We start from the raw sequence: 17,599 nt of genomic DNA, 5'->3' as shown, positions 1-17,599 counted from the left end.
TTTTTATGAACCTTTTTGTTCTTTGTTGAAGTACACTAAATAGTAATACATTTGCTTTTCCTCGTCCCAACCTTTTTCTATGAACTTATCGGCAGATTCGGGATTGATGAAGTCCATACGTATTTGGATATTTGTATCTAAATCGATTACGTTTTTAATTTTTTTACGTACATCGGAGACAGCTTTGTTAGCGATTGGAAAGGTAGAAACATCTTCTATTTGATACTTAGGGCCTTTTTCTACTTTGTAGTGTTTGAACTCAGGTATTAGTTGAGGATTTTCAAATACTTCATTCATAAATGAGGTTTCTTCGAAATCATCATTTTTAGCGAAGTAGTTGATAGCGCGGTTCATAAAAAGTACTTCTTCTTTTTTATCTTCGGCGGGCAAGATTACATCTTTTGCAAAATCTTGGCTGAACTTGAGGTATTTTTTAGTATAGAAGTTATCGTCGACCAAAGCATCGACGTTTAGAAAGTTTTCTAACCAATATTTAGTATCGTAGCGATTGCTATCAATAGAAAGTATTTTGTAGCCATCTTCTTTATTTACATTGAAAATGATACAACCTTTATCCAAGCGATGGATGTTTACACCTTCTTGGATAATCATTTCTAACTGGTTACCTTGTTCTTCAAACTGTAGAAAGCTACTTTTTACCTCAGATTTAAAAATACCAACAGCTTTTACCTTTTCATTATCCAAATAAGTATCGTGCAAAAGGGCTATATAGACTTCTCCACTTTTGATATGAGGATGATTAGATTGGTTGTACAAGTGTTGAGCAATTTTCCCTGATTGTTCGTGAATTGTACTTTCGTCCTCAAAAATAGGGGTTACCAACTGATAAAGAGTATTGAATTCTACATCGGCATCGTGTACAAAATGGAAGTAGTTTTCTTCTTTTTCACGAAAAGGTTTGAAGAAATACTCTTTTAGCAAGCCTATAATTTCGTCGTTTAACGCATAAGGTTTTTCAGAAAAGAAAATAGGTTCCCCTTTACTCAAGTTGCCTACCCTATGGATAGAAAGGGTTTCGATGTTTGTTGTATATAAGTTAAGCATAGATAGATGTTAGCGAAATTAATAGTATTCCTCTTCACTGAAACTACCATAATCGTCTTCATCGAGGTCGAAATCGTTGAACTCATCTTCAAACTCATCGAAATCATCGGCGATGAAGGATTTTTCGGGGGCTTCGGCAGGGATAGAACCGTGAGCGTGTATCAAAGCAGGGTAGGATATACCAGATTTTTCTTCTTCAATATCTACCAATTCAACGAAGAATGTCCACATTGACATAAAGTCGTACACATACAACAATTTAGGTTCGTCTTCACTTACTACTGATTCGATAGTAGTTTCTTCCATTAAGCGTATTTCGCCACTCTCGGATACATCGAAAAGAGTGATTTCTTCACCTTGATTCCAATCGTCATCTGTAAGGTAGAATGAAGCCATTTCGTTGCCAGCAAACCCAAAAGACTGGTTGATTACATTGTGCAAATCTTCCAAGGTAGCTTCTCCTTGGATTGCGATATCTCTAAAAACGTCTTCTTTAACGTCGAGTATTACTCTAAATTTGTATACCATTTTTAGGTGTTAGGTGTTAGTGGTTAAGGGTTATTTAGCTATGTCGGTGATTTCGATGTCGAAAATGAGGTCGCTATTAGGAGGAATAACATTACCGGCACCTCTTTCGCCATAGCCTAAGGCAGCAGGGATGAATACACGCACTTTGTCACCTACTTTCATTTTTAGAAGAGCTTCCTTAAAACCAGGTATAAGAGGGGCATTAGAACTATATTCCATAGGGAAAGCTTGGTAGCCGCCTTGTTGCTCACGCATTGCATTGTATTTGCCATAAGTTTCTTCTATTTCTTTTACATTAGAATCGAAGAGAGTACCATTTGCCAAATATCCAGCATAGTTAACCATTACTTGTTGAGTGTGGTTAGGCTGTTTGCCTTTACCTTCTACTAAAGTAAATATTTTTACTCCAGAAGGGAGTGCTTTAGCTTGAGGTTCTTGAGTTTTTACCTCTTCTAAGAATTTGGCAGCCGCTGCTTTGGTTTTAGCTTCCTTTTCTTGTTCTTTTTTAGCGATATCTTTGAAATAGTTTTCAAAAACTTTTACAGCATTGAAGTTTTTAGCGTCTTTACCATTAGCAATAATTGTAATTTTATTGATTTTGATATCTTTTTCAGGTTTATCGTTAGCTACAGTTTTAGTATTAGCTATTGCATCGATTACCTCTAAACCTTTAACAGTTTCACCAAAAACAGTATGACGACCATTGAGGTGAGGGGTAGGTACTTGAGTGATGAAAAACTGACTGCCATTTGTACCAGGCCCTGCATTGGCCATTGATAAAATTCCTTTTTTATCGTGTTGCAAAGTAGGGACAAATTCATCTTCAAAACGATATCCCGGATCGCCCATACCTGTACCAGTAGGGTCACCTCCTTGGATCATAAAATCTTTGATTACACGGTGGAAGATCGTTCCGTTGTAGAAAGGTTTTCCTTTGTATTCGGCTTTTACAAAAGAGTTTTTACCTTCGGCTAAAGTAACAAAGTTAGCTACTGTTATAGGAGTTTCTTTGTAGTTGAGTTTTACAATGATATTTCCTTGAGTAGTTTCGATATCAGCAAATAAGCCATCACCTAAGTCCTTGTAGGCTTTTTTTTGCGAATTACAACTGAAAAATACAAACATTGCAGAGAGCAATGCTACAAAATTGAGTCGTCTCATAATATAATAATTAATTAATAATGTTTATTTATTCGGGTCGAGGTTTTACGTCTTCTTGATTTTTTTCAATCTTAAAGACTTCGATTTTAGCTATAATAGGTTGATTGAAAGAAATTTTATCTTTATCGCCGCGATAGCCATAGGCTACACTTGAGGGGAAATAGAAAACGCCACTTTCTTTTTCTTTTAACAATTTTAAAGCGGAACGCAAGCCTTGGAATACTTCTTCTTTATCTACATAATATTTGTATTCACCATCGGGTTTTTCCTGATAAAGCTGGTTACCTTGCAAATCGGAGAGGCTGTAATCATAAGTTACGATATCGCCAAACTGAGCAGTATAATGAGCCTCAGGATTTTGATTTAGATAGTAGAACTTAAATCCGTGTTGAGAGTCGACGAAAGAGTGAAGTGTATCTTTTTTGATGATAGAATCGATTAGCGCTTCTTCGGAGGCCAACAGAGCTTTATTTTTCATAGCTGATTCTTTTAAAAAAGTACTTGTTTTTTTAGTTATAGGATGGCGTGCTTGCCGATCGGCACAACTTACCAAAACTATGCCAATGGCACTTAGAATGATTATTTTTTTAAGTATATTCATTGTATTATTTTACATATTTTTGTGGATAAAATCGGGTAATACTTGTTTGAAATAGGTAACTGCCTCGTCTATAGAGCCGTCGAATCGCCCACCAGCGGCATTGATATGTCCGCCGCCATTGAAACATTTACGAGCCAACAAGTTTACATCGTTATTGCCTTTGGAGCGCAAGGAGATTTTTACAAAATCGCCTTCTTGGATAAAGATGACAGCTAATTTAGTATCTTTAATTGTGAGTCCATAGTTTACAAAACCTTCAGTATCACCTTTTTGATGGTCGCATTTTTGTAATTCCTCAGAAGTGAGTGTAATATAAGCAGTGTCGTACTCCTTGATATACACCAAATTTTTGAGAGCAGTGCTAAGTAATTGCAATTTGTTGTAAGAATTATTATCGAACACATTGCTATTGATTTGGCTATTGTTAGCTCCTTTTTCTATTAAGAAAGCGCCAATTTTGAATGTGTTGCTAGTGGTGGTGGGGTATTTGAAGTTACCTGTATCCGTCATTATTCCTGTATATAAGCAAGTTGCTATTTCTTTATCGATTTGGTTTTTATTGCCCATTGCGTCGATAAAGGTGTAAATCATTTCGCAAGTAGAGCTTGCTTTAGGATTAGAGAAAGTAACTTTGGCATAGTCGTCGGGGGCTTGATGATGGTCTATCATCACAAAGGTAGCTTTAGAGTTCTCTAATAGAGGAGTGAGTGTATCGGCTCTTTTGAGGGCGTTGAAATCGAGCGTAAAGATAAGTTTAGAGGCTTCGATTTGCTTTGTAGCTTTTTCAGGATTGTTGTCGTAAATAAGAATTTCATCGGCAGCAGGTAGCCATTTGAGAAAATCAGGAAAATCGTTAGGTGAAACTACCGTTACATCACAATGATGTAATTTGAGATAATGGTAAAGCCCTAAGCAGCTACCTATGGCATCGCCATCAGGGCTTTTGTGAGGGATGATACTTATTTTAGGTTGCTTTTCGAGCAATATTTTGGTAGCTTCGATATCGTATATATTCATTTGCTTTTAGAGATTTTAGGAGAGAGTTCTTTTTTCTAAAAGTACTACATTTTCAACGTGATAAGTTTGAGGGAACATATCGACGGGTTGTACTTTTGTCACCTTATACATTTCGTTTAAGAGCGCTAAATCACGGGCTTGGGTAGCGCTATTACAGCTCACATATACTATCTTAGAGGGTGCTATTTGCAGGATTTGCGCTACTACGTCTTTGTGCATTCCATCACGAGGAGGATCGGTGATGATTACATCGGGGGTACCATTAGCTTCGATAAAAGCATCATTAAAGATGTTTTTCATATCGCCTACATAAAAACTCACATTATCAATGCCGTTTGCCTTAGCATTTGCTTTAGCATCGGCAATGGCTTCGGGTACAGCTTCGACGCCTACTACTTTTTTAGCTTTTTTAGCTACAAACTGAGCGATAGTACCCGTACCAGTATAGAGGTCATATACCAATTCATCTCCTTTTAAATCGGCGAAGTCACGGGTTACTTGATATAGTTTGTGAGCTTGTTTAGAGTTTGTTTGATAGAAGGATTTTGCATTGATTTTGAAACGCAAACCTTCCATTTCCTCAAAAATACAATCGGTGCCTTTATAGACTTTTAAATCTTGGTCGTAGATAGCATCGTTTCCTTTGCTGTTGATACAATATTGCAAAGAAGTAATTTGAGGGAACGTTTGGGCGATATGGTCTAACAAACAATAGCCTTTTTTGCTATCGCTAAAGAATTGTATTACCAACATTATTTCGCCTGTAGAAGAGATGCGTATCATCATAGAACGCAAGACACCTGTTTGCTGACGCGGGCTATAGAAAGGTATATTATTTTCTAAAGCAAATCGCTTAATTTCCAATCGTATGGCATTAGAAGGATCTTCTTGTAAGTAACATTTATCGATGTCGAGGATTTTATCCCAAGCGCCAGCGATATGGAAGCCTAAACCGTTGCGTTGTTCAATTGTATTGGCATTTTGAATTTCTTCGGGGGTAAGCCAGCGCATATCGGAGAAGGAGAATTCCATTTTATTTCGATAGAAATAGATATTCTCGGAAGCTACAATAGGCATCAGTTCAGGGATTGTTATTTTTCCTAAACGCACTAAGTTGTTTTCGACTTCTTTTTGTTTGTAGAACAGCTGACTTTCATAGTTCATATTTTGCCATTTGCAGCCACCACAGTAGCCAAAATGGGTACATACGGGAGTTACACGGCGATTAGAATAGTCGTGGAATTTAGTAGCAACCCCCTCGTAATAAGCCGATTTTTTTTTGGTAGTTTGTACATCGACTACATCACCAGGGATAGCGTTGTTGATAAAGATAACGCGACCATCAGGAGCTTTAGCAATGCTTTTGCCTTTAGCCCCCGCATCGGTAACGATAACATTTTCTATGGTTATATTTTTCTTTTTACTCATTGCGGGGGCAAAGGTACATTATTTTTTTGAATTATCGATTACTTGGCAGAGGATAAGTACCCTCTACTAAGATACTGCTATCTACATCTTGGAGGTTACGATGACCAGCGAAAGCCATAGTAGTATCCATTTCGTCATAGAGTATCTGCAAAGCGCGGGTTACCCCTTCTTCGCCATAAGCACCGAGCCCATATACAGGAGCACGACCGAGCATAATACCTTTAGCTCCTAAAGCCCAAGCCTTGAGCATGTTTTGACCTGTATAGAATCCAGAGTCTATCCATACTTCAGTTTGGTTACCTACAGCACTTACGATATCGGGAAGGGCTTTTATAGTGGAAATAGTGTCATCCATCTGGCGACCACCGTGGTTAGAGACGATAATTGCATCAGCGCCGTATTTTACTGCCTCTATAGCATCTTCAGGAGTCATAATTCCTTTTAAGATGATGGGTCCTCCCCAGAGTTCTTTGATTTCGGCAATATCTTTCCAGCTAAGGCTAGGGTCAAATTGTTCTTTTGTCCAAGAAGATAGAGAAGAGAGGTCGGATACGTTTTTAGCGTGTCCAGCAATATTGCGGAAAGTCCAGCGGCGATTACCGAAGATATAACGCATTCCCCAAGGAATTTTAGTAGAAAGGTTCAACATATTAGGAATGGTGAACTTAGGAGGAGTAGAAAGTCCGTTTTTGATATCGCGGTGGCGGTTACCTAAGACTTGTAAATCGACGGTAATCATCAAGGCAGAGCATTTAGCTTCTTTAGCACGATGAATAAGGTCTTTCATAAACTCGCGGTCGCGCATTACATAGAGCTGAAACCAGAAAGGTTCAACACCAGCTTCTACTAAATCCTCGATAGAGCAGATGGACATAGTAGATAGGGTAAAAGGGATACCGAATTTTTGGGCAGCTTTAGCCATGTGAATTTCACCGTCAGCCCACATCATTCCCATAAAGCCCACAGGAGCCGTCATTGCAGGGAATTTTACTTTTTTGCCAAGGAGTGTACTTTCGAGGGTACGGTTATCCATATCCACTAAGATACGTTGGCGGAATTTGATAGGGTTGAAGTCTGAAACATTTTGTTTGTAGGTTGCTTCAGTCCAAGAGCCGGTGTCTACATACTCGTAGAACATTTTAGGGACGTTGCGTTTACAAACGACACGCAAGTCCTCAATGTTTGTCATTTTGGATAGATCTCTCATTTTTAAATAATTAATATTCTTAGATTTTAAATAAGTCCTTCTTGAATAAGGTTGTGTAGGTGTATAATTCCCACATATTCACCTTGTTTAGTAGCTAATAGTTGTGTAATTTTATTTTTCTCCATTAGGTGTAGGGCATCAATTGCTAAACAATCGACCTCAATAGTTTTAGGGTTAGCGCTCATTATATCTTTAGCGGTAAGCCCTTTGATACTATCCGTTTTACTAAGCATTCGGCGGATATCACCATCAGTTACTATTCCTACTATTTGATGATTGTTGAGTACGGCAGTTACTCCAAGCATTTTTTCGGATATTTCTATGATTACCTTTTTAATATCGGTATCAGGAGAGACCTCAGGTTTTTGGTTATGAGGTACAATATCGGATACTTTTAGATATAAACGTTTTCCTAATGCGCCACCAGGATGGTATTTAGCAAAGTCGTTACTGCCAAAGTGTTTCATTTCCAATAGACAAACTGCTAAAGCATCGCCTAAAACCAATTGAGCTGTGGTGCTAGTCGTAGGGGCTAAATTATTAGGGCAAGCTTCTTTATCAACGTGAGCGTAGAGTACACTATCGGCTTGTTGAGCTAAGACAGAGTTTTTATTAGAGGTAATAGCTATCAGCTTATTATTACCCCTTTTGAGCAAAGGCACTAACACTTTTATTTCGGGGGTGTTACCGCTTTTAGAGATACATATTACCACATCATCTTGCTGTATAATACCCAAATCACCATGGATCGCATCGGCAGCGTGCATAAAGATGGCGGGGGTGCCTGTAGAGTTCATTGTAGCTACTATTTTATTAGCAATAATAGCGCTTTTACCTATACCTGTAATCACTACACGACCTTTGGATTGCAATATATATTGTACTGACTTAGTAAAATCGTCGTCGATATAATCAGTTAGTTTAGCAACAGCTTGAGCTTCTTCAGTAATAGTTTGTTTGGCAGAGGTAATAATTTCTTCTGAGTTCATTCGTTATATAGTTTTTAGTTGTTAGTTTACATTAGGCTACCATCGAAAAGGAAAGGCAGGAGGTCTTTAATAGATTCAGTTTGAACGATTTCGCCTTCAGCTCCCATAAAATAGACGGGGATAAGTTTTTTTTGTTTGGTTTCGTATTCGGAGAGCGACTGGCGGCAAGCTCCACAAGGCGATACGGGAAAGGCTGTAGGGTCTTGGGCAGATCCAGAGATTGCGATCATTTCGATTTCCTCGTCGGGATACTGGGTAGCGGCTTGGTATATAGCGACTCTTTCGGCGCAAAGACCTGAGGGGTAGGCAGCATTTTCCTGATTGGAGCCTACGAAAGTTTGTCCGTTTTTAAGTAAAACAGCGGCACCCACTTTGAATTTAGAGTAAGGGGCGTAAGCCTTTTCGCGAGTGGTTATTGCTTGTTTCATCAAGTTTAGAGCTTTTTCAGGCAGGTCGGTTAATTTATTGAAAACATTATATTTGATATGTAATTGATGTTCCGTTTTCATAAGAAAATGCTTTTATTTTGCAAAGATACGAAGTAATTAGCAAATTAACAAATTTGATGGATAGAAAAATTTATTGATTAACTTATTGTAAGGTTTCCTATTAGGTGTTTTTTTTGGAGAATCTTAGAGTTTTTTAAGACGAGTAAAGTAGATACAAATACGATTTTGAGACTTTTAGCCCCTCCTACAATGTAACTTAAGGTAAGTTCGGTGTAAGTAATTATTTAACAATCAGTAAAATATTTTTAATCTCCCACGAATTTTCACCTAACGGTGAATTATTTTGTGAATATATTATGTTACAAAGCTGTAAATCAATGTTCTGTTATATCGAACTGACGTTAACTTAATGAGAGTTAGACGTAAAGAATATATATTATGGCAGCAAACGCTACTGGAATTACACGGATAGTATAGAACGAAAAATTTGTAAATCAATACAGATAGACTATTAATTAGCAAAATATTATTATCTTTGCGCCGTTTAAGTTAGAAAGAGACATTATAAATTGTTATGAAACGCAATTTTTTAGATTATTTATTTATTACTTCCAAAGGAATGGCAATGGGAGCAGCCGATGTTGTACCAGGAGTTTCTGGGGGTACCATAGCCTTTATATCGGGGATTTATGAAGAGCTTGTAGGGTCTATTAGCAAGATCAATTTACAAGCATTTAAGCTTTTATTCAGCAAAGGGATTGTAGCTTTTTGGAAACATATTAATGGTAATTTTTTTGTAGCACTCTTGGCAGGGATAGGGGTTAGCATCATATCGCTTGCCAAAGGGATGAAATGGCTTTTAGAAAATGAACCTATAATGATATGGGCTTTTTTCTTTGGGTTGATGATAGCCAGCGTACTTTTTTTGATAAAAGAAATCAATCGTTGGAATTTAGCTACAATACTCGTGATGCTCATATCGGGGGGAGTTGCTTATTTTATTACGGTTATTCCACCCTTAGTGAATGGTGGTAACCAGAATTTGATATTTATTTTCTTCTGTGGAGCTTTGGCTATTTGCGCGATGATATTACCAGGGATTTCAGGAGCTTTTATATTGGTGCTGTTAGGAGCTTATCACACAGTTTTAGACGCTTTGAGTTCGTGGAATTTTAAACTCATAAGTGTTTTTGGGGTAGGAGCAATCACGGGTATTTTAAGTTTTTCTAAGGCGCTGAAATGGTTGTTTGCTAAATATCGGACTCTTACTTTTGCAGGGTTGACTGGTTTTATCGTGGGGTCGCTAAACAAAGTATGGCCTTGGAAAGAGGTTTTGAAATGGGATACAGATGCTCAAGGCAATGCTGTGGCAGTGTGGGAAAAGAGCATATCGCCCTGTACTTTTAAAGAAGTCACCCATACAGAACCTCAAATATTCATTGCTGTACTATTAGCAATAGCAGGTTTTTTAGTGATTTATCTACTCGAAAAATGGAGTAACAAACGCAGTAAAAAACACTAAACTATGAATAGATTAGAAAGAGGCAATAAAAAACTACTCAACGCTTGGGCGTTTTATGACTGGGCAAACTCAGTATATTCACTTACCATCGTTTCCACTGTTTTTCCTATTTTTTACGGACTATTATTTCGCACTGCAGGGCTTACCCATATATCCCTTTTTGGGATGATAATCAAAAGTACATCGGTAATCGCTTTTGTAACCGCTTTGGCTTTTGCTGTGGTGGTGGTACTCTCGCTTATTTTGAGTGGTATAGCCGACTATTTAGGCAACAAAAAAACATTTATGCGCTTTTTTTGCTATATTGGAGCAATTTCGTGTATAGGATTGTACTGGTTTTCGTTAGAACACATCTATTTTAGTTTATTTTGCTATTTTTGTGGGGTAGTAGGTTTTTGGGGAAGTATAGTATTTTACAATTCCTATTTGCCAGATATTGCTCTGCCTGAACAATACGATGCAGTAAGTGCTAAAGGTTATAGTTTAGGCTACGCGGGGAGTGTGTTGCTATTGATTTTCAATTTGATAATGGTGATGAAACCTGAATGGATAGGTTTTACTACTACTGATACCGAAACGACACTCACGACGATGCGGATTTCGTTTATCACAGTAGGAGTATGGTGGATAGGGTTCAGTAGTATTCCTTTTTACTACCTTCCATCACATAAGAAAAATGGAGCTAAAGTTACCAAGAGTATTTTTTTTAATGGATTTAAGGAATTACGGAAAGTATGGCAACAACTCACTACTTCGCCACGATTGAAATGGTATCTCATTGCTTTTTTTGTATATAGTATGGGAGTGCAAACCGTAATGCTGGTAGCTACCTATTTTGGAGAACAAGAAATACAATGGGCGAGTGCTGAAGAAAGTACTATAGGACTAATAGTGAGTGTGCTTATAATTCAATTAGTGGCTATAGTAGGAGCACGACTCACAGTTATTGCAGTGCGCAAATGGGGAAATATTTGGGTGTTAATAGGACTCAATGCTATATGGGTAGGAATTTGCTTACTTTCATATTACGTGTATAAACCGATACAATTCTACATCATAGCTACCTTAGTAGGACTTGTAATGGGGGGCATACAAACGCTTTCTCGCTCTACTTATTCGGCTTATTTGCCTGATACTAAAGATACAACTTCTTTCTTCAGTTTTTACGATGTGACTGAAAAAATAGGGATAGTTATAGGAATGGGGGTTTATGGACTCATTGACCAATTTACGAATAATATGCGAAATGCGACTATCTCATTGATTATTTTCTTCGGACTTGGCATAATTCTACTTTTTAAGACAAGCAAACAACGGGTAACAAATGATTTCAAAGGTTAGATTTTTTTTAGAGAAATATGGCTTTGCAGTATCGGCACGATTGGCTGAGAAATTAGGTGTACGCGCTAAAGATGTGCGTATTTTCTTCATTTATGGTACTTTTGCTACTTTAGGGGCTGGTTTTGGTATATATCTATTATTGGCTTCTTTATTGAGAATTAAGGATGTGTTTTTTGTGAAACGGACTTCTGTGTTTGACCTTTAGTGGTGCGAACTGTACGGGTAATTGGTAAAATAACGTGAGTTCGGCGTAAGTAATTATTTAACAATCAGTAAAATATTTTTTAATCTCCCACGAATTACACGAATTTTCACGAAATTGGGAGTGCATAAAAGTCTTTATTTTTTATTATCTCACGAATTTTCACCTGACGGTGAATTATTTTGTAAATATATTATGTTACAAAATTGTAAATCAATGTTCTGTTATATCGAACTCACGTTAAAATAGTATTGTAATGAGGATTATTAGACAAAAAGTATTATATTTGCCCCGTATTTTAATTGGTTCTATATAATTTGGTACTATAATGATGAGAAAAGATTTTATGAAATACAATTTATTACTATTGAGTGCTTCTTTATTGTTAAGTGCTTGTAATGAACAAACTACTTATACTTCTACCACTGATATTCCCGTAGAAGGGGAAATGGTAGCCCAACTTACTTCACCTCCTTTTGTACCTGCCCCAGTAGGAAATCGGAAGGCTACAAAACTGAGTGTTACCCTCGAAATCATAGAGAAAGAAGGCGAATTGGCAGATGGAACTAAGTACCTTTTTTGGACATTTGGCGGTACAGTGCCAGGGAGTTTTATTCGAGCTCGTGTAGGCGATGAAGTATCGTTTACACTTAAAAATCACCCAGATAACAAATTAGCACACAATATCGACCTTCACGCAGTAACGGGAACAGGAGGAGGTGCTGATGCATCATTGGTAGCTCCAGGGCAGCAACGCACCTTTACTTTTAAATGTTTGAACCCAGGGCTTTTTGTATATCATTGTGCTCAAGCGCCCGTGCCTTTGCATATCGCTAATGGGATGTATGGACTCATATTGGTAGAGCCCGAAGGCGGTTTGCCCCCAGTAGATATGGAATATTATGTGATGCAAGGCGATTTCTATACAGAAGGAGACTACGGAGCTCAAGGATTACAGGCCTTTAGTCAGGAGAAAGCCCTTGCGGAGAAGCCTGATTATGTGCTTTTCAACGGGAAAGTAGGTGCTATAGCAGGCGATAAAGCCCTCACAGTGAATGCAGGTGAAACGGTACGTCTTTTTGTAGGGAATGGAGGACCTAATCTCATTTCTTCTTTCCACGTGATAGGAGAAATCTTTGACCGAGTGCAGGTGGAAGGGGGCAAGCTCGTAAATGAAAACGTACAAACAACTGTTATTCCGGCAGGTGGGGCAGCTATAGTAGAATTTAAGGTAGAAGTACCAGGTTCTTATACTTTGGTAGACCACGCTATTTTCCGTGCTTTCAATAAAGGTGCACTAGGACAGCTCATTGCTCAAGGGCGTGAAAATCCAGTTATTTATGGCAAGCAAGCCCCCGTACCTTATCAAGCTAAAGTAACAAACAGTCAAGTGACCACTAACGAAGCTACCTCTACTAAAGAAACAAGTAATAAAACGCTAGCACAACAGATAGAAGAAGGTAAAAAAGTGTACCAACGCACTTGTATTGCTTGTCATCAGGTGCAAGGACAAGGCTTGGAAGGGGCTTTTCCGCCTTTAGCAAAAGCCGACTACCTGAATGCCGATGTAGACAGAGCAATAGAGACCGTACTGAAAGGGCATACGGGGGGGATTACGGTAAATGGCAAGCAGTACAACAGTATGATGCCTCCGCAACCACTTACCCCAGAACAAATAGCCGATGTGCTCACCTACGTATATCACAACTGGGAGAACAATAAAACCGTAGTAAGCCCTGAAAGAGTGAAGAAAGTAAGAGAAAAACGTTAATTGGCTGATAATGATGAAAAAATACCTTATTAACATAATAACTTTATGCTTTTGTGGATGGCTCTTAGGGCAAACTCCTACCCCAATGGTAACGATTAAAGGAGGAAGCTATGTCCCTTTGTATGGAGTAAAAGGGGAGAATAAAGCGACAAAGCCCGTAAATGTAAAGAGCTTTCAGTTAGATATATACCCAGTGACCAATGCACAATACAAAGCTTTTTTGGAGAAACACCCCGAGTGGCAGCGTTCTCGAGTGAAGGGAATCTTTGCGCAGAAGAGTTATCTTTCGCACTGGCAAAGCGACTTAGAATTTAGTCCGCTGGAGGCACAAGCTCCTGTTACCCACATTTCTTGGTTTGCTGCTAAGAAATATTGTGAGTGTGAGGGAAAGCGACTACCAACTACTGATGAGTGGGAATATGTAGCTCAAGCCGATGCCCAAAGTATAGATGCCCGCAAGAAGAAACATTATCAAGAGTATATAGTGCGAAGTATGCAAACGCCCAAGACCTACCTACAGAAAGTAGGCAGTACGCCCAAGAACTATTGGGGAGTATATGATATGCACGGCTTGGTATGGGAATGGGTGGCGGACTTCAATAGCGTGCTACTCTCGGGAGACTCGCGCAAAGACAAGCAAGGAGATGATGCTCTTTTTTGTGGCGGGAGTGCGCTCAATGCTTCCGATCTTACTAACTATGGAGCTTTTATGCGGTATGCGTTACGAGGGAGCCTTAAAGCGAACTATACGATGCTGAATATGGGTTTCAGATGTGCTTTATAAATTACGAAATACGAGATACGAAATACGAGATAGCCCCCGAACCCCCGAAGGGGGACAAGCTGGAAAAGCGATTGTTATTTGTTTTAACAGGAATAAATGACGAATTACGAATTTACGAAATTATATTCAAACAAAAAATAGATTGTGAATAAAAAAGTTTTCTTTTAGGGGCGTTTGCAAAACGCCTCTACATAATATACTTTAAAAGTAATTGATTATCAGGTAATCAATTTTGATAAAACCTAAAACTTTGGCAAAATGTAGTGACGAAAATTTTGCAAACCAATTCTGACTTACTATAATAATTGACAAATGAGTTTCAGAATTTTTGGAGAGATTTTAAGAAAATAGGAGGAACTCTGAGGATCTCTGAGAGATGCAGAGGAGGTAGCTTTAATAATGAAAGATATTGTAACAAAATATAGAGATGTTATAGAAGATTGTGAGTTGTTATTAGGCGATAATAACAACTTAAAGAATATGTCATATAACGATATAGACGAAATCTGTAATTATGTGATAGTAGAGGTGTATAAACAATCAGCAGAGTTAACAATTATAGCATTGGTGAATATCTATATCAAAGCTATGATTGTAGAGGCTAATGCAGATTATGATATATTGAAAGAATATGTTGAAGAGTTTCTATACTATGATGGGACAACAAGCTCGTATAGATATATAAGAGCTAAATTGAAAGAAATAAAAGGGATTATGGAACAAGGAATTGACGATAAATATCTTTATGAGAATTATGAAGATGTAGCCGATGTTTTGGAGGGATTTTTAGAAGATTTAGAAGCAAAATATGATAAAATGAAGATAAACCTTAGAAAAAATTACTATTGATGAAAACACTATATTTTATTTTACTGAGTTTGTTATTGCTCAATTGTAATAACCACAATAGCAACACAGCTACAACAGATACAAAAGCAGTGGCAGATAGTACTGCTGCAAAGACGACTGATAGTTTTTCGGACTTATCAGTATATCACTTGCCAGCGGTATGGACTACCCAAAATGGGAATAACATAGAGCTTAAAGACCTCAAAGGGAATGTATTGGTGGTGGTGATGATCTACACCTCTTGCAAGACCGCTTGTCCTATCCTTATTAAAGATATGCGGGAAATACGCAAGCGCGTAGATGAACAAGCAGGAGACAAACGTAAGCAAGTGAAATACCTTTTGGTAAGTATAGACCCCGAGACGGATACACCAGAGCATTTAAAAGCCTTTGCCAAAGAAAGACAAATGGACGACGATCAGTGGCTATTCCTTCGTTCTAATGAAGAACAAACACGAGAGTTTGCTGCAGTACTTGCTGTGAACTACAAGCAAATATCACCAGTGGATTTCTCACATTCTAACATCATCAGTGTGTTTAACAAGAAAGGAGAATTGGTATCGCAACAAGAAGGTTTAGGCATTGACTATGATAAGACTGTTGAAGAAACAATAAAACAATTAACAATTAATAATTGATAATTAATAGCTTACAATTAAAAAGAGCCTGTCCGAAAAGTTTTATTTATATGGGATTTGCAGCACATACCAGCTATCGCTGGCTTTCCTACATAACATACTCTAAAAGTGATTGATTATCAGATTTATAGACTTTGTCAAAGTTTTTGGACTTTGACAAAGTTTATGACAATTAAAAAGAGGTTGCTCAATATCGGGCAACCTCTTTGTTTTTAGAAAATATTTGCTTAATTATTTAAACTCTTTTTCGTGGCGTTTGCGTTCATTTTCATCTAAGTAGATTTTACGCAAACGCATATTTTTTGGTGTTACTTCAACGTATTCGTCTTTTTGGATATATTCCAAGGCTTCTTCTAATGAAAACTTAATAGGTGGAGCTAACTTCACTTTTTCATCAGAACCAGCAGCACGTACGTTTGTAAGTTTTTTAGTCTTCGTAACATTCACAACGATATCTCCACTACGAGAATTTTCGCCGATCACTTGCCCTGTATAGATTTCTTCGCCAGGGAAAATGAAGAACTTACCGCGGTCTTGCAATTTATCGAGAGAGTAGGGGATAGCAGTTCCCTGTTCCATAGAGATGAGTGAGCCATTGATACGCCCTGCGATTTCACCTTTGAAAGGTTGGAATTCCAAGAAACGGTGGTGGATAATCGCCTCACCAGCGGTAGCCGTGAGCAATTGGTTACGCAAGCCAATGATACCGCGAGAAGGAATGATGAACTTGATAATCATACGTTCACCTTTAGGCTCCATACTTAGCATTTCACCTTTGCGAAGGGTTACCAAATCGACTGCTTTACCACTTACGTTTTCAGGTAAATCGATAGTGAGTTCTTCTACAGGTTCACATTTTACGCCATCGATTTCTTTGATGATAACTTGAGGCTGACCTATTTGTAATTCATAACCTTCACGACGCATTGTTTCAATAAGCACTGAGAGGTGTAATACCCCACGACCATAAACAATAAACTTATCGGCACTATCGGTAGGTTCTACACGTAAAGCAAGGTTTTTCTCTAATTCTCGTTCCAAACGTTCTTTGATATGGCGAGAGGTTACAAACTTACCATCTTTACCAAAGAAAGGCGAATCGTTAATAGTGAAGAGCATACTCATAGTAGGTTCATCGATAGCAATAGTAGGAAGCGCTTCGGGATTTTCATAATCGGCGATGGTATCACCAATTTCAAAGCCTTCTAAGCCAGCAATCGCACAAATGTCGCCTGCTTGTACTTCCTCTACTTTTTTACGACCTAAACCATCAAATAAATGTAATTCCTTAATTTTAGATTTGACGATAGTTCCATCGCGTTTCACTAATGAAATATTCATACCAGATTTTAGGGTACCACGGTGCAAGCGACCGATAGCGATACGACCTGTAAAGGTAGAATAATCAAGAGAAGTGATGAGCATTTGCAAGCTACCTTCCTCAATTTGAGGAGCAGGGATGTGCTCTACCACCATATCGAGTAGGGGAGCGATGCTATCCGTTTTTTTATGCCAATCTTCAGACATCCAGTTTTGTTTAGCTGAACCGTAGACAGTAGGGAAATCGAGTTGCCAATCTTCAGCGCCGAGTTCAAACATTAAGTCGAATACAGCTTCGTGTACCTCATCAGGTGTACAGTTTTCTTTATCGACTTTGTTGATTACCACAATAGGTTTCAACTTCATTTCGATAGCTTTTTGGAGTACAAATCGCGTTTGAGGCATAGGACCTTCAAAGGCATCTACTAATAGAAGTACGCCATCAGCCATATTGAGGACACGTTCAACCTCACCACCAAAGTCGGCGTGGCCAGGGGTATCAATAATGTTGATTTTGATGTCTTTATAAACAACAGATACGTTTTTAGAGAGGATGGTAATACCGCGTTCGCGTTCGAGGTCGTTATTATCTAATATCAGTTCGCCAGAATCTTGATTGTCGCGAAAGAGTGCGCAGTGGTGCAAGATTTTATCAACAAGGGTAGTTTTTCCGTGGTCAACGTGGGCAATAATAGCTATATTTCTAATAGCGGTCATAGATATAATT

General features: G+C 38.2%; 17 protein-coding genes. 7 read left to right on the top strand and 10 right to left on the bottom strand.

The genetic code is table 11. The features are described 5' to 3' along the window. Nucleotides 1-3: 3 nt before the first annotated feature. From I7X29_RS02965 to cdd, 9 genes are read right to left on the bottom strand one after another with little or no spacing between them, the layout of a single operon-like run. Complete coding sequence (locus tag I7X29_RS02965) at nucleotides 4-1,065, bottom strand: nucleoid-associated protein (protein ID WP_198472767.1); 1,062 nt, start codon at nucleotides 1,063-1,065, stop codon at nucleotides 4-6. A gap of 18 nt (nucleotides 1,066-1,083) precedes the next feature. Continuing rightward, entirely contained in the window at nucleotides 1,084-1,593 is a 510-nt protein-coding gene (locus tag I7X29_RS02960) for an IS1096 element passenger TnpR family protein (RefSeq protein ID WP_198472766.1), read from the bottom strand. Between the two features lie 30 nt (nucleotides 1,594-1,623). Beyond that, nucleotides 1,624-2,754, bottom strand: a complete 1,131-nt coding sequence (locus tag I7X29_RS02955) for a peptidylprolyl isomerase (protein ID WP_198466013.1) — start codon at nucleotides 2,752-2,754, stop codon at nucleotides 1,624-1,626. Between the two features lie 28 nt (nucleotides 2,755-2,782). Continuing rightward, nucleotides 2,783-3,355 (bottom strand): gliding motility-associated peptidyl-prolyl isomerase GldI, encoded by a 573-nt coding sequence (gldI, locus tag I7X29_RS02950; protein ID WP_009413150.1) that lies wholly within the window; start codon nucleotides 3,353-3,355, stop codon nucleotides 2,783-2,785. A 9-nt stretch (nucleotides 3,356-3,364) separates the two neighbouring features. Continuing rightward, on the bottom strand, nucleotides 3,365-4,372 hold the full coding sequence (locus tag I7X29_RS02945; protein WP_009413149.1) for a DHH family phosphoesterase: 1,008 nt from the start codon (nucleotides 4,370-4,372) through the stop codon (nucleotides 3,365-3,367). A 15-nt stretch (nucleotides 4,373-4,387) separates the two neighbouring features. Continuing rightward, nucleotides 4,388-5,800: a 23S rRNA (uracil(1939)-C(5))-methyltransferase RlmD gene (gene rlmD / locus I7X29_RS02940; protein WP_198472765.1), complete on the bottom strand. Its 1,413-nt coding sequence runs from the start codon at nucleotides 5,798-5,800 to the stop codon at nucleotides 4,388-4,390. A gap of 31 nt (nucleotides 5,801-5,831) precedes the next feature. Next, a complete protein-coding gene (locus I7X29_RS02935; RefSeq protein ID WP_198472764.1) occupies nucleotides 5,832-7,007 on the bottom strand; it encodes an alpha-hydroxy acid oxidase in 1,176 nt (391 codons plus the stop codon). Nucleotides 7,008-7,033: 26 nt separating this feature from the next. Beyond that, nucleotides 7,034-7,996, bottom strand: a complete 963-nt coding sequence (locus I7X29_RS02930) for a KpsF/GutQ family sugar-phosphate isomerase (RefSeq protein ID WP_198472763.1) — start codon at nucleotides 7,994-7,996, stop codon at nucleotides 7,034-7,036. A gap of 26 nt (nucleotides 7,997-8,022) precedes the next feature. Continuing rightward, nucleotides 8,023-8,505: a cytidine deaminase gene (cdd, locus tag I7X29_RS02925; protein ID WP_198472762.1), complete on the bottom strand. Its 483-nt coding sequence runs from the start codon at nucleotides 8,503-8,505 to the stop codon at nucleotides 8,023-8,025. A 514-nt stretch (nucleotides 8,506-9,019) separates the two neighbouring features. On the opposite strand from cdd, the gene I7X29_RS02920 reads away from it, so the two are divergent. The 7 genes from I7X29_RS02920 to I7X29_RS02890 all read left to right on the top strand — a co-directional run bounded on the left by I7X29_RS02920 (nucleotide 9,020) and on the right by I7X29_RS02890 (nucleotide 15,552). Then, nucleotides 9,020-9,967 carry a DUF368 domain-containing protein gene (locus I7X29_RS02920; protein WP_198472761.1) on the top strand — a complete coding sequence of 316 codons (948 nt, stop codon included), beginning with the start codon at nucleotides 9,020-9,022 and terminating at the stop codon, nucleotides 9,965-9,967. A 3-nt stretch (nucleotides 9,968-9,970) separates the two neighbouring features. After that, on the top strand, nucleotides 9,971-11,308 hold the full coding sequence (locus tag I7X29_RS02915) for an MFS transporter (RefSeq protein WP_198472760.1): 1,338 nt from the start codon (nucleotides 9,971-9,973) through the stop codon (nucleotides 11,306-11,308). Further along, nucleotides 11,292-11,513, top strand: a complete 222-nt coding sequence (locus I7X29_RS02910; protein WP_198472759.1) for a hypothetical protein — start codon at nucleotides 11,292-11,294, stop codon at nucleotides 11,511-11,513. Before I7X29_RS02915 ends, I7X29_RS02910 begins: the two co-directional genes overlap by 17 nt. A 328-nt stretch (nucleotides 11,514-11,841) precedes the next feature. Continuing rightward, complete coding sequence (nirK, locus tag I7X29_RS02905) at nucleotides 11,842-13,281, top strand: copper-containing nitrite reductase (protein WP_394368694.1); 1,440 nt, start codon at nucleotides 11,842-11,844, stop codon at nucleotides 13,279-13,281. Nucleotides 13,282-13,291: 10 nt separating this feature from the next. Continuing rightward, a complete protein-coding gene (locus I7X29_RS02900; protein ID WP_394368688.1) occupies nucleotides 13,292-14,065 on the top strand; it encodes a formylglycine-generating enzyme family protein in 774 nt (257 codons plus the stop codon). A gap of 399 nt (nucleotides 14,066-14,464) precedes the next feature. After that, entirely contained in the window at nucleotides 14,465-14,914 is a 450-nt protein-coding gene (locus I7X29_RS02895) for a hypothetical protein (RefSeq protein ID WP_198472757.1), read from the top strand. Then, nucleotides 14,914-15,552: an SCO family protein gene (locus tag I7X29_RS02890; protein ID WP_198472756.1), complete on the top strand. Its 639-nt coding sequence runs from the start codon at nucleotides 14,914-14,916 to the stop codon at nucleotides 15,550-15,552. The genes I7X29_RS02895 and I7X29_RS02890 overlap by 1 nt, the downstream gene beginning before the upstream one ends. 231 nt (nucleotides 15,553-15,783) lie before the next feature. Here the strand turns inward: I7X29_RS02890 and typA are convergent, their stop codons facing one another. Further along, nucleotides 15,784-17,589, bottom strand: a complete 1,806-nt coding sequence (gene typA, locus I7X29_RS02885; protein WP_198472755.1) for a translational GTPase TypA — start codon at nucleotides 17,587-17,589, stop codon at nucleotides 15,784-15,786. Between the last annotated feature and the right edge of the window lie 10 nt (nucleotides 17,590-17,599).

The sequence above is a fragment of the Capnocytophaga periodontitidis genome (assembly GCF_016126015.1).
GTDB lineage: Bacteria > Bacteroidota > Bacteroidia > Flavobacteriales > Flavobacteriaceae > Capnocytophaga > Capnocytophaga periodontitidis.
Note: the sequence above shows the minus strand (reverse complement) of the source record. Positions and strands in the feature narration are given on the sequence as shown.

Coding starts and splice junctions, on each gene's coding strand:
- I7X29_RS02965 (WP_198472767.1), bottom strand. CDS start 1,065: ATGCTTAACTTATATACAACAAACATCGAAACCCTTTCTATCCATAGG.
- I7X29_RS02960 (WP_198472766.1), bottom strand. CDS start 1,593: ATGGTATACAAATTTAGAGTAATACTCGACGTTAAAGAAGACGTTTTT.
- I7X29_RS02955 (WP_198466013.1), bottom strand. CDS start 2,754: ATGAGACGACTCAATTTTGTAGCATTGCTCTCTGCAATGTTTGTATTT.
- gldI (WP_009413150.1), bottom strand. CDS start 3,355: ATGAATATACTTAAAAAAATAATCATTCTAAGTGCCATTGGCATAGTT.
- I7X29_RS02945 (WP_009413149.1), bottom strand. CDS start 4,372: ATGAATATATACGATATCGAAGCTACCAAAATATTGCTCGAAAAGCAA.
- rlmD (WP_198472765.1), bottom strand. CDS start 5,800: ATGAGTAAAAAGAAAAATATAACCATAGAAAATGTTATCGTTACCGAT.
- I7X29_RS02935 (WP_198472764.1), bottom strand. CDS start 7,007: ATGAGAGATCTATCCAAAATGACAAACATTGAGGACTTGCGTGTCGTT.
- I7X29_RS02930 (WP_198472763.1), bottom strand. CDS start 7,996: ATGAACTCAGAAGAAATTATTACCTCTGCCAAACAAACTATTACTGAA.
- cdd (WP_198472762.1), bottom strand. CDS start 8,505: ATGAAAACGGAACATCAATTACATATCAAATATAATGTTTTCAATAAA.
- I7X29_RS02920 (WP_198472761.1), top strand. CDS start 9,020: ATGAAACGCAATTTTTTAGATTATTTATTTATTACTTCCAAAGGAATG.
- I7X29_RS02915 (WP_198472760.1), top strand. CDS start 9,971: ATGAATAGATTAGAAAGAGGCAATAAAAAACTACTCAACGCTTGGGCG.
- I7X29_RS02910 (WP_198472759.1), top strand. CDS start 11,292: ATGATTTCAAAGGTTAGATTTTTTTTAGAGAAATATGGCTTTGCAGTA.
- nirK (WP_394368694.1), top strand. CDS start 11,842: ATGAGAAAAGATTTTATGAAATACAATTTATTACTATTGAGTGCTTCT.
- I7X29_RS02900 (WP_394368688.1), top strand. CDS start 13,292: ATGATGAAAAAATACCTTATTAACATAATAACTTTATGCTTTTGTGGA.
- I7X29_RS02895 (WP_198472757.1), top strand. CDS start 14,465: ATGAAAGATATTGTAACAAAATATAGAGATGTTATAGAAGATTGTGAG.
- I7X29_RS02890 (WP_198472756.1), top strand. CDS start 14,914: ATGAAAACACTATATTTTATTTTACTGAGTTTGTTATTGCTCAATTGT.
- typA (WP_198472755.1), bottom strand. CDS start 17,589: ATGACCGCTATTAGAAATATAGCTATTATTGCCCACGTTGACCACGGA.